Raw genomic sequence first — 13,983 nt, forward strand, 5'->3', positions numbered from 1 at the left:
CGCCAAGCAGGTTGCCCAGGTCGGCTTCTAGATCATCGCCGCGCAAGCTGCCGTCGGGCTGGCGCTGAGCAATCCCGGCGAAGGGGTTATGGGGCTGGTCGGCCCGCACTTCGTGGCGGGTACGATCGCGCTCGCGTTCCTGCTGCTTGCCGAGGTCGTCGCCGCGACCGCTGCGGTGTCCGAGGCCGCACTGATCTATGTGGCCCGCCACCTCAACCTGTGGATTTCGATGGGCATGATCCTCGTGCAGATACTGCTCAGCTTCGCGCTGGTGCTGCTGCTGCGGGACGAACTGGGCCTGCCGGTCATCTGGCAGTCGGCGGCTCCGGCGATTGCGCTGGCACTGGCGCTCGGCATCGCATCGATCGCCAAGGCCAAGTTGCTCGCGCGACTGCTCGACGCGCCCGTTTCCGGCTGGCGCTGGCCGCTGGTGTGGGCGTCGCTGGTCGCGGGAGCGGTCGGCTATCTGTTCACGCGGTTGCCCGAATGGGCCGAACTCGCCTTCGGCATCCCCGCGATCCTGCTCGCTTTCGGGTTGATCATCTGGCGGTTCGGCTTCACGAGCGAAGACCGCATGCTGTTCCGCTTCCGCGAGGCCTGACAGACCCGCGCGGCGCGATCAGTTCGGCTGGGGGATGGCGACTCGCAGCCCATGATCGGGCACCTCGTCGCTCCAGCGGACCGATCCGAACGGCCGCTCGAGACGCCGCCGGACCTGGGGCGTCTCGCCGATGTGGAAGGACAGCGCGCGTTCCCAGGCGGCCATGTCGGCGGCGGTCAACCGCTCGCGCTGGCGCAGATAATCATTCCAGGTCGGGGTGTGATAGCGTTCGATCCACAGCTCGGGATCGCCGATGTCGCGCGCCAGCGACCAGGCATAGCCCCCCGTCCGGTGGCGGATGGGTTCCATCGCAAGCATCGCATTGTGGAAGTCGCGGGCATTGTCGACAGCGACCCGATATTCGATCGTCAGACTGATCGGGCCGCTTCGACCGGTGATGTCGAGCGCCACGTCCGGATCGCTCAGTTGCAGGCCATGCTCGCCCTGCACTTCCACTTCCGGCATCCGCAGGATCAGGCCCAGCGGAATGACGCAGAACAAGCCGATGCCCGAAGCGGCCATCGCGACCGCAGTCCCATGATTTTCCGCGACATGACCCCAACCGATGCTGCCAAAGGCAACGCCGGCACAGGCCGCCGTCGTGAAACCGGCCAGCGCGCGGCCGGTCACCCAACGCGGCGACGACAGCTGGATGCCGATCGTCCCTATCGCCATGACGATCATCCAGGACGCGCCGACGATGACGAGCAACGCGCAGGTCAATATGGCCGAAGCGCTTAGCGCGATGCCGACCATCGAAGTTCCGATGACCGCCATCGCGACCGCCATCATCCCTTCATTGCTCAACCGCTCGCGTATCGGGCCAATCAACGTGGCGCCGAGGATCGCGCCCATGCCGTAGAAGCCCAGCAATATGCCGAACAGCGCAGCGCCACCGCCGAGAAGATCGCGCGCAAGCAGCGGCATCAGCGCCATCGGCGCGGATCCGACCATGCCCGAAATGAGTATCCGCAGCCAGATCGTGCGGATCGGCGGCGAGTGAACGATGAAACGGATCCCCGAGATGATCGCGCGCCCGAGCGCCTCGGGCGGAAGCCGGTGCTTCTCCTGTTTGCGGCGCCAGAAATACATCGTCGCCAGCATCGGCAGATAGGCAATGGCGTTGAGCAGGAAAGCGGAAACGACCCCCGCCACCGCCACCAGCAGCCCGCCCACTGCCGGTCCGAAACTACGCGCGACATTATAGCTGATCGAATTGAGCGCGATCGCCTGGGGCAGGATTTCCTTGGGCACCTGTTCGCCGACCGACGCCTGCCAGGCTGGCGTGAACAGCGCCATGCCAGTGCCCACCATCGTGCAGAACAGCAGCAACAAGGCCGGCGTCAGCATGTCGAACAGGGACACGAGGGTCAGGCCCGAAGCGCCGCCGAGCATGATGCCCAGTGCGATCAGGGCGATCTTGCGCCGGTCATAACTGTCGGCAATCGCGCCGGCCGGGAGTGACAGCAGGACGATCGGCGCGAAAGTCGCGGTCTGGACGAGCGCGACCATGTCGGCACGTCCGGTGAGCTTGGTCATCGCCCAGGCCGCGCCGACATTCTGGATGAGCTGCCCGAAGTTGGACAGGACGCTGGAAGTCCAGACGCGACGAAACAGGACGTGGCGGAGCGGCTCGAAGGTTCCTTTACGCTGCCCTGCCGAGCCCGCCATCCTGCCTCACCCTCCCCGTGTACAGCTGCCTCTTAAAGGCACGGCGCAGCGCGGGGTCAACCGCTTAGCGCGCCGCCACCGATGCCAAGGGCAGACCCGTCAGTGACGGAAATGGCGCATCCCCGTGAAGACCATGGCGAGCCCCGCCTCGTCGGCGGCGGCGATCACCTCGGCATCGCGGATCGACCCGCCCGGCTGGATGACCGCCGTAGCTCCCGCTTCGACGGCTGCGAGCAGACCATCGGCGAAGGGGAAGAAAGCGTCGGACGCCACCGCCGAGCCAATGGTGCGCGGCTGAGACCAGCCTGCCTTGTCGGCAGCATCCTTCGCCTTCCACGCCGCGATGCGCGCGGATTCGAGGCGGTTCATCTGGCCTGCGCCGACGCCTGCGGTCGAACCACCCTTGGCATAGACGATCGCATTCGACTTCACATGTTTGGCGACCGTCCAGGCGAACAGACAATCTTCCAGTTCCTGAGCGGTCGGTTCGCGCTTCGTGACGACCTTCAGCTGATCGCGGGTGATCCGGCCATTGTCGCGCGACTGGAGCAGCATACCACCGGCAATGCTCTTGACGGTCATGCCGCCACGCGCCGGATCGGGAAGCTCGCCAGTCAGCAGCAGCCGGAGATTCTTCTTCTTCGCAAAGACCGCCTTGGCGTCGTCGTCGGCATCGGGCGCGGCGACGACTTCGGTGAAGATCCCGCTGATCGCCTCTGCGGTCTTGCCGTCGAGCGGACGATTGACCGCGATGATCCCGCCGAAGGCCGAAACGCTGTCACAGGCAAGAGCGGCTTCATAGGCTTCGATCAGCGTATCAGCGCTGGCTACGCCGCACGGATTGGCGTGCTTGACGATCACGACGGTCGGCGGGCCGTCGCGAAATTCGCTGACCAGTTCGAGCGCGGCGTCGGCATCGTTGTAGTTGTTGTAGCTGAGTTCCTTGCCCTGCACCTGGGTCGCCTGAGCAATGCCGCGAGCGGCGCCCCCGAAGGGCAGATAGAGGGCGGCCTGCTGATGCGGATTCTCGCCATAGCGCAGCGTCTCGGCCAGGCGGACCGGAATCGACAGCGTCGCCGGCAGCGTCTCGCCCTGATCGACCTCGGCGAACCAGGAGGAGATCATGCCGTCATAAGCCGCCGTTGCGCCAAAGGCCTTGGCGGCGAAGCGCTTGCGCATCGCGAAGTCGGTGGTGCCGCCGGTCGCGATGATCTCGGCATAGTCCGCCGGGTCGGTCGCGATGGTGACATAGGCATGATTCTTGGCCGCCGAGCGGACCATCGAAGGGCCGCCGATATCGATGTTCTCGATGATCTCGTCACGCCCTGCGCCCTTGGCGACGGTCTGGGCGAAGGGATAAAGATTGACGACGACGAGGTCGATGCCGCCGATGCCATGATCGGCCATCGCCCGCGCGTGCTCGGGGTCGTCGCGAACGCTCAGAAGGCCGCCATGGACCATCGGATGCAGCGTCTTGACGCGACCATCCATCATCTCCGGGAAGCCTGTGATGTCGGAAACATCCTTCACGTCCAGGCCGGCTTCACGAAGGGCCTTGGCGGTCCCACCGGTAGAAATGAGCTCGACGCCCCAGGATGCCAGTGCCTGGCCCAGCTCGATCAACCCGCTCTTGTCAGACACCGAAAGCAGCGCGCGGCTGATCTTCACCTGGTCGGGGGCCGGCGTCGTGGGAGTCTTCATGCGGAATCTGTCCTGCTGCGGTGATCGGGAATCGCGGCCCCGTTAAGCGATCCCCCGGACAAATGCCACCCCGGCGGCGTTCAGTTCTCCGCTGCGCAATCAGCGGCAGGCGAAATCCGCGGAAGTTCGATCTCGAAGGCGGACCCTTTGATCCTCGCTTCATCGAGCCTGAGCGTACCACCCAGCTGCGTGACGATGGTCTTGGCGATCGATAGGCCGAGGCCGGTCCCCGGCTGGCGGCTCAGACCACGCGTGTGGGGCAATTGCGCGAAACGGTCGAACAGACGCGCGCGGAATTCCTCAGGAATACCAGGACCATTGTCGACAACCCGGATTACGAGCCTACGGCTGTCGGCACACAACGATAGCCGTACGACCTCCCCGGGTGGAGAGAATTTCGCAGCATTCGATACCAGATTGGTGATCGCCTGGAACAGCCTGTCGGCATCGGTACGCGTGCGGACGGGCTCGGACGGCAGATCCAGCCCCAGCTTCACGTCCGCTTGCGACGCATAAGGCAGATTTTGCGCAATGACGTCGCGCAGCAACAGTCCGATGTCCGCGTCGACGAAGCAATATTCGAACTGGCCCGAATCCATGCGGTCGAGATCGAGAAGATCGTCCACCAGACGCCGCAGTCGCCCGGCATTGCGGGAGGCAACGTCGATCAGCGACGATGCCGTGTCCGGCAATTCGCCGGCCGTGCCGTTGGCGAGCAGCCCCAGTGCGCCGGATATCGATGTCAGCGGCGTACGGAGTTCGTGGCTCACGGTGGAAACGAACTGCTGCTTGAGGCGGACGATGTCCTGCAATTCCTTGCGCGCGCGGTTGGCATCCTCCTCGGCGATCCGGCTGAAGCCTATGGCGATCGGACCGACGAGGAGGTGGGCGACAAGCATGTCCTCTTCGGAGAAGGCTGCAACGGTCGGTGCGTGATATTTCAGCGTGCCGACGAAGCGCCCATGGTGCGGGATCGGAACAATGATCATCGACCGCAGGCCGACCCGTCGGCAGGCCTCACGATTGACCCGAACGTCGCGCTCCGAATCGTCGCAGCGCTGGGGCTGGCCGCTGAGCAGACTGAGCCCCGACAGGCTTGTATCCAGGCCTAGCCGGAGACCGACCAGATGCGCGGACGCCCCGCTTGCGGCGGCGTAGACCAATTGATCGCCATCGAGCAGTTCGATCACAGCGCCATCTGCGGCCGGCATGACCGACAATTCGCGGACGATGGCATCGAGCACGGCGGAAAGCCCGCCGCCCTCGCGCGCAATCGCTTCCTGTATCGCGATCAGACCCTGAAAGCGTCCGATGTCCATCAAGCCACGCCCCGCCCATTCATTCTTCTGGAATGGTTGGGCGAGGCTAGACCGGAAAAGCGTCTCAACAACTACGTGATCGCCCGTAGTGGGCGATCGAAAAATCAGCCGAGCGACTTGATCGCCGAGCGGCCGGCATAGACCGCAATCGGGCCCAGCTCTTCCTCGATGCGGATCAGCTGGTTGTATTTCGCCAACCGGTCCGAACGCGCGAGGCTGCCGGTCTTTATCTGGCCGCAGTTGGTGGCAACCGCGAGATCGGCGATGGTCGAATCCTCGGTCTCGCCCGATCGGTGCGACATGACGGCGGTGTAGCCGGCGCGCTGAGCGAGGCTGACCGCCTCGAGCGTTTCCGACAGGGTGCCGATCTGGTTGACCTTGACGAGCAGAGAGTTGGCGAGGCCGTCCTTGATGCCCTGTGCAAGGCGCTTCGGATTGGTCACGAACAGATCGTCGCCCACCAACTGGCAGCGGCTGCCGATCTTGTCCGTCAGGATCTTCCATCCGGCGAAGTCGTCCTCGCCCATGCCGTCCTCGATCGACACAATCGGATAACGCGCGACGAGACCAGCGAGATAGTCGGCCATTTCCTCGGGCGAGCGCTTCACGCCCTCGCCATGGAAGTCATAGACGCCGTCCTTGAAGAACTCGGTTGCGGCGCAGTCGAGCGCCAGCACGACGTCCTCGCCCGGCTTGTAGCCGGCCTTTTCGATCGACTGCATGATGAAGTCGAGCGCGTCCGGCGCGGAGGCGAGATTCGGGGCGAAGCCGCCTTCATCGCCGACGGCCGTGGCCAGACCCTTGTCATGCAGCGCCTTCTTGAGCGTGTGGAAGATTTCCGATCCGCAGCGCACGGCGTCGATCAGGCTGTCCGCACCGACCGGCATGATCATGAATTCCTGGAAATCGATCGGATTGTCGGCATGGGCGCCGCCGTTGATGATATTCATCATCGGCACCGGCAGCACCTGTGCCGACACGCCGCCGACATAGCGGTAGAGCGGCAGCGAGCGCGCATCCGCTGCCGCACGGGCGACGGCGAGGCTTGCGCCGAGGATCGCATTGGCGCCCAGACGACCCTTGTTGGCGGTGCCATCCAGTTCGATCATCCGCGCGTCGATCTCGCCCTGATCCTCGGCTTCCATGCCCAGGATCGCGTCGGCAATCTCGCCATTGACCGCCTCGACTGCCGTCTCGACGCCCTTGCCCAGCCAGCGCGACTTGTCGCCATCGCGCTTCTCGACCGCCTCATAGGCGCCCGTCGACGCGCCCGAAGGCACCGCTGCACGGCCGAAGCTGCCATCCTCGAGGGTAACGTCGACCTCGACCGTGGGATTGCCCCGGCTGTCGATGATCTGGCGGGCGTGGACGTCGACGATGGCGGTCATGCTGGCGCGTACCTCTGCTGATGGACGTTATGATGCGCGCGCTCTATCCGCGCCGTCCCCGTTAGGCAAATATGAAGTCGTTTCGGGGCTGGTAAAGGAACGCAATCCGCCCCATCTGGTTTTTAGGCCATTATGTTTTGATGGAGACGATCGACATGGCGACCGACGACACCGGAAACGGCACTGCGTTCGAAAGCGCCCGCAAGGCGTTTGCGGACACCGCCGCGAGCTTCTCCGAACAGGCGGGCTCGAAGGTCAAGGATTATACGCTGCAGGGCAAGGATCGCGCCGTGGAAGCGCTGGACAATGTCGCGAGCCTCGTCGGCGACGCGGCCGAACAGGTCAGCGAGCGGCTGGGCGAGCAATATGGCGGCTATATCCGCCAGGCCGCCGATGCGGTCGAAGGGCTGGCATCCAATCTTCGTGACAAAGATGCCGACGAACTGATCGACGATGCCCGTAACATGGTGCGTTCGTCGCCCGCGATCGCCATTGCGGCGGCAGCTGCCGTCGGCTTCGTTCTGGCGCGCGTGGTCAAGTCCGGCCTGACGCCCAAGGCCGGCAATGACGGGGCGGCGGCGGATAGCGCTTTCGCAGCTGCGTCCCCCGCCCCCGACGCTCCTGCCAAGCCGGCGCGCAAGGCAACCGTGCGCAAAACCGCGACTCCCAAGCCCAAGGCAGCGGCGTCGGCTCCGAATGCGGACGCCGCCCCGGCGGCCAACATTGCACCCATCGCGCAGAGCGAGGATCCAAGCCCGCCGACGGCGGTGACCGGCACTCCCGACGACACTCCGCCTGCAGCCTGATCCCTGGTGGAGCATAATCGACAGGACAAGGAGCCGATCGGCGCCGTGCTAGCGCGCGTCGTCGAAGACGGTCGTGCGCTGGTCAAGGCAGAACTGGCTCTCGCCCGCACCGATTTTTACCGAAGGCTGGGCCGCGCGCGAACCGGAGCGGCCCTGCTGCTCGTCGGGGCCATCATGGGCCAGGCGGCGGCGGTCACCTTTCTGGTAACCCTGTCTTTCGTTCTGACACCTTGGGTCGGACGTCTGGGCGGGGCCGCCATATCGGTCGCACTGGGCGTCGCTGTGGCGCTGTTCGCGATCCGGGCAGGCGTACGCAAGCTCGTGCTGGTTGTGGAAGATCCCGAGGATGAAGAATTGGCCGATGCCACGAAGTTGACCAGCCCTATCGACGAGCTGTTCGAGAAGGTTCGGCAGAAAGCGCATGGCGCGCGCAATCAACTTGTCGAGACCGTGGGTGAGGCACAGGCACGCCTGCATCCACAGGCATTGATCGCCGACATTGCCGACATTGTCGTGGATCACGCACAGCGCGCGACCAACAGCGCGATCGAAACGGTCCGCCGCCGACCAATACGGTCGGCCGCGGCCGCCATCGCTCTGTCATTCGTCCTGTTGCGCCTGCCGCTGCATAAGATGCTTCTCCGCCTGGCGGGTGCAACCGCTAGAGCGTCGGCAAGTTACCAATCACCTGACCTTTCTGATCCCGGCGCAGGCCGGTCCAAGGAGTAGAAGCCATGACGAACAGCAAGAAAGCCCCTGCGTCGCCTTCCGCCAAACGGGACCGCGCCGCAGAAGCACGCGCTTTTGCCGAGGAGCGTCTTCGCAAGACGGCCGACGTCGCACGCGAAGCTGGGCACAAGGCGGCGGAACAGGTCGAGGCCTTCCCCGTCGCCGCCCTGGTCGGCGGGCTGGCGGTAGGAGCGGTGCTCGGGGCAGTCCTTCCACGCACCCGGCAGGAAGAGCAGTTGCTCGGGACGATCGGCGAAACGATCGCCGACCGTGCCAAGGAGGCGGTCACCGCCGCACGTGACGCCGGTCAGGCCAAGCTTGGCGAACTCGGCATCAATTCGGATGCCGCCGGCAAGCAGGTCGGCCGATTGATCGGGTCGATTGCCGAGGTTGCCGAAAGCGCGGGTTCGGCCGCGATCGAAAAAGTGCGTCGCTGACCCCGCTCTCCCGGGGGCGATACGCCCTTGCGGAGCCGTCACAGTTCAAACCGCGTTCAGGCTGGGCCCGCTAGACGGGTCAGGAACGGCGCTATGATGCCCATGGAGTTTCAAGAATGAAGAAGTTTCTCTTGCCCGCCGCTGTCGCCCTCGCAGGCGTCGTCAGCGTCTCGGCTCCCATCGCTCCCGCCTCCGCAGCCGTCGTCGCCAATCAGGATGCGGCGACATTCATTTCCTCTCTCGGGACCGAAGCCTTTGCGGTGCTCAAGACCGGAAACAAAACGGCCGTGCGTTCCAAATTCCGCGAGCTTCTGTCCCAGCATTTTGCGATCGACGCGATCGGCGAGCGGCTGATCCGCCGCTGGAACAACCAGATCACGCCCGAGCAGAAGGCAGCCTACAAGGCGGCGATCCCGACCTTCATCATCGGCACCTATTCGGACAATCTTTACGACTATGCCAACGCATCGATGAAGGTGATCCGTACCGCTCCGGCCGGCAGCGGGTTCAACGTCGTGACTCAGGTTCAGAAGCCGGGTGCTGCGCCCATCAGCGCGGTCTGGTCGGTCGCCAAGGTGGGTCCGGCTTTCAAGGTCACCAATCTGACCGTAGCCAACATCAACCTCGCCGTAACGCAAGGCCAGGATTTCGATGCGATCATCCAGCGCAAGGGGATCGATGGTCTGATTGCGATGATGAAGTCGCGCAGCTAATATCTATCCAACGCGCGAGGATCAGGCTTCAAAACATCGCCGTTTTTCGACAGGAGCAGGAGCCAGGCTTCGTCTTGTGGACGATCAACGGAGATAGGGAATGAGCAAGATCCATCTGGTGTTCGGCGGCCGGGTCAAGGACCCCCAAACGCTTGATTTCGAGGATCTCGGCAAGATCGACGTCGTCGGTTTCTTCGAGGACTATAAGTCCGCAGAAAAGGCCTGGCGCGGTGCCGCGCAGCGGACGGTCGACGATGCCGAGATGAAATATGTGGTGGTGCATCTGCACAAGCTGCTCGAGCCTGATCTGGCCTGAAACCACACCAGCGAGACATACGGAAAACGGGGCGGGCTCATGAGAGCCTGCCCTTTTCTCGTTCAGGCAAACTGCCAGTTGCGCCGCACCGTCAAGAGCGGAGCGATTGCCAGACCGGCGATAAATCCGCCGACATGCGCCCCCACCGCAATCGCCATGCCCATGCCGGAAAAGGCAAAGCCCATCAGGAACTGCACCCCGACCCAGGCGGCCGCGAGCCAGACGATGTTCACGAGGACAGCCGCGCGCGGATGGTCAAGCAGCAGCCTTGGTTTGCCGAACAGCAGAGCATAGGCGCCGAACACGGCCGAAATCGCGCCGCTCGCGCCGATCATCGGACTAAGGCTGGCGGGATCGAGCAGATACTGGCCGAGGGCTGCCGCGTAAGCGCCAATCACATAAAGCAATAGCAAGCCGGGCAGGCCGACAACGGCCTCCACCATGCGTCCGCAGAACAGCAGCATGAGCATGTTGAAGGCCAGATGCAGCCATCCACCATGCAACAGAGTCGCCGTCAGCGGGGTGATCCACGCCGGAAGCGCATCGGGAATCTGGACACCGAGAAAACGGGCCGGGACGAACCCCGCCATCATATCGAGCGCTTCGCCATTCCCCGCCAGCAGGGAAAGCAGGAAAGCCCCGCCGGTCAGCAGCGCTAGGGCGTTGGTAGCCCGCGCCATCGGAACCGTCACGGCCGGCTCCCGATCAGATGAACTCGATCTTCGAAACGAGATAGAAGCGGTCGCCCGACGGGACGGTCACTTCGACCTCGTCGTCGACCCTCTTCCCGATCAGGGCGCGTCCGAGCGGCGAATTGTAGGAAATCTTGCCGGTCTTCGCATCGGCCTCGGTCTGGCCGACGATCTGATAGCGCACGGGCTTCTCGTCATCGTCGAGCAGCGTCACGGTGGCACCGAACACGATCTTGTCGCCTGACAGCGTCGTCGGATCGATCACCTGCGCACGGCTCAGCCGGTCCTCGATGTCGGCGATGGACGCCTCGATCTGACCCTGACGCTCCTTGGCGGCATGATATTCCGCATTTTCGGAGAGGTCGCCATGGGCACGCGCTTCCTCGATCGCATCGATGATGAGCGGCCGCTCGGCTTTCAGGCGAGTAAGCTCTTCTTCGAGCATCTTCTGCCCTTCCGCCAGCATCGGCAACTTATCAACGCCCGCCATCGTGCTTCAAATCCTTTGTCAAAATCACGCGACCGGACGACCCCGGTCGGGTCGCCCGCACTGAACTCCACCGCTGCAGGGATCAGGCGTGCGAAGCGGAATAATAGGATTGAAGTGATCGCACTTCAAGCTTGCGCTCCCGCAATGCGCCAATTGCCTCTGCCGCCGCGACGCTGGCCGCCGCCGTTGTGAAGTAAGGCACGCGCCCATAGAGCGCCGACGTCCTGATCGCCTTCGAGTCCAGCAGCGACTGCCAACCCTCGGTGGTGTTGAAGATCAGGTCGACGTCGCGATCGACGATCCGGTCGACGATGTTCGGCCGCCCCTCGCGCATCTTGAGCACGGTCTCGATCGCCAGACCCTCGTCGCTGAGGAACTTCGCGGTCCCCCCGGTTGCGAGGATCGTGAAGCCCATCTCGATCAGCTTCCGTACGGCCGGCAGGATATGCTTCTTGTCGCTGTCCTTGACCGAGACGAAGGCCGTGCCGCCCAACGGCAGCTTGGTGCTTGCACCGAGCTGCGCCTTGGCGAAGGCCGTCCCGAAATCACGGTCAATTCCCATGACTTCGCCGGTCGACTTCATTTCCGGGCTGAGCACCGGATCGACCCCCGGGAAGCGGGCGAAGGGGAACACAGCCTCCTTGACGGCGATATGGCCGACGTCGAGGTTGATCGTCGGCAGCGCCGCCAGTTTCTCGCCGGCCATGACGCGCGCTGCAATCTTGGCGATGGGCTGACCGATCGCCTTGGCGACGAACGGCACCGTGCGGCTGGCGCGCGGGTTGACCTCGATCAGATAGACCGAACCGTCCTTGACCGCGAACTGGACGTTCATCAGCCCGCGAACGTGCAAAGCCCGAGCGAGCGCATCGGTCTGGCGACGGATCTCGTCGATGATGTCCTGCTGCAGGTTGTAGGGCGGCAGGGTGCATGCACTGTCGCCCGAATGAACGCCCGCTTCCTCGATATGCTGGAGCACGCCCGCCACGACGACATCGTCACCATCGCAGATCGCATCGACGTCCACCTCGACGGCGTCACGCAGATATTGATCGATCAAAACTGGTGAATCGCCAGACACTTGCACTGCAGTGCTGATATATTGCTCGAGCTGAGCCGGATCCTCGACAATTTCCATCGCGCGTCCGCCAAGAACATAGGACGGACGCATCAGGACCGGGTAGCCGACCCGCTCGGCGACCACGAGCGCCTCCTCACGGCTGCGCGCGATGCCGTTGCGCGGCTGACGCAGGCCGAGTTCGGAAACCAGCGCGGCGAAGCGCTCGCGATCCTCGGCGAGGTCGATAGCATCGGGGCTGGTGCCGAGGATCGGGATGCCCGCATCCTCGAGTTCTTGCGCCAGCTTGAGCGGAGTCTGCCCGCCGAACTGGACGATCACGCCCTTGAGCGTGCCGCGCGACTGCTCGACATGGAGGATCTCGAGCACGTCCTCTGCGGTCAGCGGCTCGAAATAGAGGCGATCGGACGTGTCATAATCGGTCGAAACCGTCTCCGGGTTGCAGTTGACCATGATCGTCTCATAACCCGCCTCCTCCAGCGCGAAGCAGGCGTGGCAACAGCAATAGTCGAACTCGATCCCCTGCCCGATCCGGTTCGGACCGCCGCCCAGGATGACGATCTTCTCGCGATCGGTCGGCTGGCTCTCGCACTCGGGCTCACCGAAGCTGGGCGCTTCGTAGGTCGAGTACATATAGGGCGTCTTGGCCTCGAACTCGGCCGCGCAGGTGTCGATCCGCTTGTAGACCGGACGGACGCCGAGCTTCTGGCGATGCGCGCGCACTTCCTTTTCGGTGATCCCACCGGTCAGCGCCTTGGCGACGTCATGGACGATGCCCGATCCACGTGCCTGCTCGCGGGCCATGCCGGCCAGATTGGCCGACTGAAGCGCCAGCCAGGCGAGGCGCTTGTCCGAGAAGCCCATCGCCTTGAGGCGACGCATGCCTGCGGCGTCCTGCGGCAGACCATTCCGACAGACGCCCTCTTCCGCGGCGACGATCTCGGCCAGTCGCTCGAGGAACCAGGGCTCGAACTTGGCGATGCGATGGATCTCGTCGACCGTGAATCCCTCGCGAAGCGCCTGGGCGGCGACCAGCAGGCGATCCGGCGTCGGGCGGGCAAGTTCCTCGGCGATCACCGACTTGGGCGCACCCTTGAGCTGATCGACGATATTGAAACCCGACAGACCGGTTTCGAGGCCGCGCAGGGCCTTCTGCATCGATTCATTGATGTTGCGACCGATCGCCATCGTCTCGCCGACCGACTTCATCGCGGTCGAGAGCAACGGCTCGGCGCCCTTGAACTTCTCGAAGGCGAAGCGCGGAATCTTCGTGACGACATAGTCGATCGTCGGCTCGAACGAGGCCGGGGTCGCCCCGGTGATGTCGTTCATGATCTCGTCGAGCGTATAGCCGACGGCCAGCTTGGCAGCGACCTTCGCGATCGGGAAGCCGGTCGCCTTCGACGCCAGCGCAGAGGAACGCGACACGCGCGGGTTCATCTCGATCACGACCAGGCGGCCATCGGCAGGGTTGACCGCGAACTGGACGTTGGAACCGCCCGTCTCGACGCCGATTTCACGCAGCACCGCCAGCGAGGCGTTGCGCATGATCTGATATTCCTTGTCGGTCAGCGTCAGCGCCGGCGCGACGGTGATCGAGTCTCCGGTATGGACGCCCATCGGATCGACATTCTCGATCGAGCAGACGATGATGGCATTGTCGTTGCGGTCCCGCACGACCTCCATCTCATATTCCTTCCAGCCGAGGACCGACTCCTCGATCAGGACTTCGGTGGTCGGCGATGCGTCGAGGCCGCCGGTGACGATCTTGACGAACTCGTCCTTGTTATAGGCGATGCCACCGCCGGTACCGCCCATGGTGAAGCTGGGGCGGATGATCGTCGGCAGGCCGACATAATCGAGGATCCGAAGCGCCTCTTCCAACGTGTGCGCGACGTCGGAGCGCGGGCTTTCAAGACCGATCTTGTCCATCGCCTGGCGGAACTTCAGGCGGTCCTCGGCCTTGTCGATCGCCTCGGCATCGGCGCCGATCATCTGGCAGCCATATTTCTCCAACGTGCCGTCGTTGAAGAGCGCCAGCG

12 protein-coding genes and 1 pseudogene are annotated in these 13,983 nt (G+C 64.1%); 6 read left to right on the forward strand and 7 right to left on the reverse strand.

What is annotated here, in order from left to right; all coding sequences use genetic code 11:
• Nucleotides 1-601: pseudogene (locus KAY22_RS16445) on the forward strand (lipopolysaccharide biosynthesis protein); the annotation flags it as partial.
• An 18-nt stretch (nucleotides 602-619) separates the two neighbouring features.
• Here KAY22_RS16445 and KAY22_RS16450 read toward each other — a convergent pair.
• The 4 genes from KAY22_RS16450 to eno all read right to left on the reverse strand — a co-directional run bounded on the left by KAY22_RS16450 (nucleotide 620) and on the right by eno (nucleotide 6,680).
• On the reverse strand, nucleotides 620-2,272 hold the full coding sequence (locus KAY22_RS16450) for an MFS transporter (protein ID WP_296624439.1): 1,653 nt from the start codon (nucleotides 2,270-2,272) through the stop codon (nucleotides 620-622).
• A 99-nt stretch (nucleotides 2,273-2,371) separates the two neighbouring features.
• Complete coding sequence (gene purH, locus KAY22_RS16455; protein WP_296624440.1) at nucleotides 2,372-3,973, reverse strand: bifunctional phosphoribosylaminoimidazolecarboxamide formyltransferase/IMP cyclohydrolase; 1,602 nt, start codon at nucleotides 3,971-3,973, stop codon at nucleotides 2,372-2,374.
• Nucleotides 3,974-4,053: 80 nt separating this feature from the next.
• The gene (locus KAY22_RS16460) at nucleotides 4,054-5,292 is read right to left on the reverse strand and encodes a GAF domain-containing sensor histidine kinase (protein WP_296624441.1); all 1,239 of its coding nucleotides are present in this window, start codon (nucleotides 5,290-5,292) and stop codon (nucleotides 4,054-4,056) included.
• Between the two features lie 104 nt (nucleotides 5,293-5,396).
• Entirely contained in the window at nucleotides 5,397-6,680 is a 1,284-nt protein-coding gene (eno, locus tag KAY22_RS16465) for a phosphopyruvate hydratase (protein WP_296624442.1), read from the reverse strand.
• A gap of 155 nt (nucleotides 6,681-6,835) precedes the next feature.
• Here eno and KAY22_RS16470 point away from each other — a divergent pair, with 155 nt between their 5' ends.
• The 5 genes from KAY22_RS16470 to KAY22_RS16490 all read left to right on the forward strand — a co-directional run bounded on the left by KAY22_RS16470 (nucleotide 6,836) and on the right by KAY22_RS16490 (nucleotide 9,681).
• On the forward strand, nucleotides 6,836-7,486 hold the full coding sequence (locus KAY22_RS16470) for a hypothetical protein (protein ID WP_296624443.1): 651 nt from the start codon (nucleotides 6,836-6,838) through the stop codon (nucleotides 7,484-7,486).
• Nucleotides 7,487-7,492: 6 nt separating this feature from the next.
• The gene (locus KAY22_RS16475) at nucleotides 7,493-8,215 is read left to right on the forward strand and encodes a phage holin family protein (protein WP_296624444.1); all 723 of its coding nucleotides are present in this window, start codon (nucleotides 7,493-7,495) and stop codon (nucleotides 8,213-8,215) included.
• Nucleotides 8,216-8,220: 5 nt separating this feature from the next.
• Complete coding sequence (locus KAY22_RS16480) at nucleotides 8,221-8,652, forward strand: hypothetical protein (protein WP_296624445.1); 432 nt, start codon at nucleotides 8,221-8,223, stop codon at nucleotides 8,650-8,652.
• A 116-nt stretch (nucleotides 8,653-8,768) separates the two neighbouring features.
• On the forward strand, nucleotides 8,769-9,365 hold the full coding sequence (locus tag KAY22_RS16485; protein ID WP_296624446.1) for a phospholipid-binding protein MlaC: 597 nt from the start codon (nucleotides 8,769-8,771) through the stop codon (nucleotides 9,363-9,365).
• 100 nt (nucleotides 9,366-9,465) lie between these two features.
• A complete protein-coding gene (locus tag KAY22_RS16490) occupies nucleotides 9,466-9,681 on the forward strand; it encodes a DUF4170 domain-containing protein (protein ID WP_296624447.1) in 216 nt (71 codons plus the stop codon).
• A gap of 62 nt (nucleotides 9,682-9,743) precedes the next feature.
• Here the strand turns inward: KAY22_RS16490 and KAY22_RS16495 are convergent, their stop codons facing one another.
• The 3 genes from KAY22_RS16495 to carB all read right to left on the reverse strand — a co-directional run.
• On the reverse strand, nucleotides 9,744-10,373 hold the full coding sequence (locus tag KAY22_RS16495) for a rhomboid family intramembrane serine protease (RefSeq protein ID WP_296624448.1): 630 nt from the start codon (nucleotides 10,371-10,373) through the stop codon (nucleotides 9,744-9,746).
• Nucleotides 10,374-10,386: 13 nt separating this feature from the next.
• On the reverse strand, nucleotides 10,387-10,863 hold the full coding sequence (greA, locus tag KAY22_RS16500) for a transcription elongation factor GreA (RefSeq protein ID WP_296624449.1): 477 nt from the start codon (nucleotides 10,861-10,863) through the stop codon (nucleotides 10,387-10,389).
• 82 nt (nucleotides 10,864-10,945) lie between these two features.
• On the reverse strand, nucleotides 10,946-13,983 hold a 3,038-nt coding region (carB, locus tag KAY22_RS16505; RefSeq protein WP_296624450.1), incomplete at its 5' end, for a carbamoyl-phosphate synthase large subunit.

It is taken from the genome of Rhizorhabdus sp. (assembly GCF_018006725.1).
Taxonomy (GTDB): domain Bacteria; phylum Pseudomonadota; class Alphaproteobacteria; order Sphingomonadales; family Sphingomonadaceae; genus Rhizorhabdus.

What these genes read in the sequence shown, in the direction of transcription:
- KAY22_RS16450 (WP_296624439.1), bottom strand. Translation starts at nt 2,272, where the DNA reads ATGGCGGGCTCGGCAGGGCAGCGTAAAGGAACCTTCGAGCCGCTCCGC.
- purH (WP_296624440.1), bottom strand. Translation starts at nt 3,973, where the DNA reads ATGAAGACTCCCACGACGCCGGCCCCCGACCAGGTGAAGATCAGCCGC.
- KAY22_RS16460 (WP_296624441.1), bottom strand. Translation starts at nt 5,292, where the DNA reads ATGGACATCGGACGCTTTCAGGGTCTGATCGCGATACAGGAAGCGATT.
- eno (WP_296624442.1), bottom strand. Translation starts at nt 6,680, where the DNA reads ATGACCGCCATCGTCGACGTCCACGCCCGCCAGATCATCGACAGCCGG.
- KAY22_RS16470 (WP_296624443.1), top strand. Translation starts at nt 6,836, where the DNA reads ATGGCGACCGACGACACCGGAAACGGCACTGCGTTCGAAAGCGCCCGC.
- KAY22_RS16480 (WP_296624445.1), top strand. Translation starts at nt 8,221, where the DNA reads ATGACGAACAGCAAGAAAGCCCCTGCGTCGCCTTCCGCCAAACGGGAC.
- KAY22_RS16485 (WP_296624446.1), top strand. Translation starts at nt 8,769, where the DNA reads ATGAAGAAGTTTCTCTTGCCCGCCGCTGTCGCCCTCGCAGGCGTCGTC.
- KAY22_RS16490 (WP_296624447.1), top strand. Translation starts at nt 9,466, where the DNA reads ATGAGCAAGATCCATCTGGTGTTCGGCGGCCGGGTCAAGGACCCCCAA.
- greA (WP_296624449.1), bottom strand. Translation starts at nt 10,863, where the DNA reads ATGGCGGGCGTTGATAAGTTGCCGATGCTGGCGGAAGGGCAGAAGATG.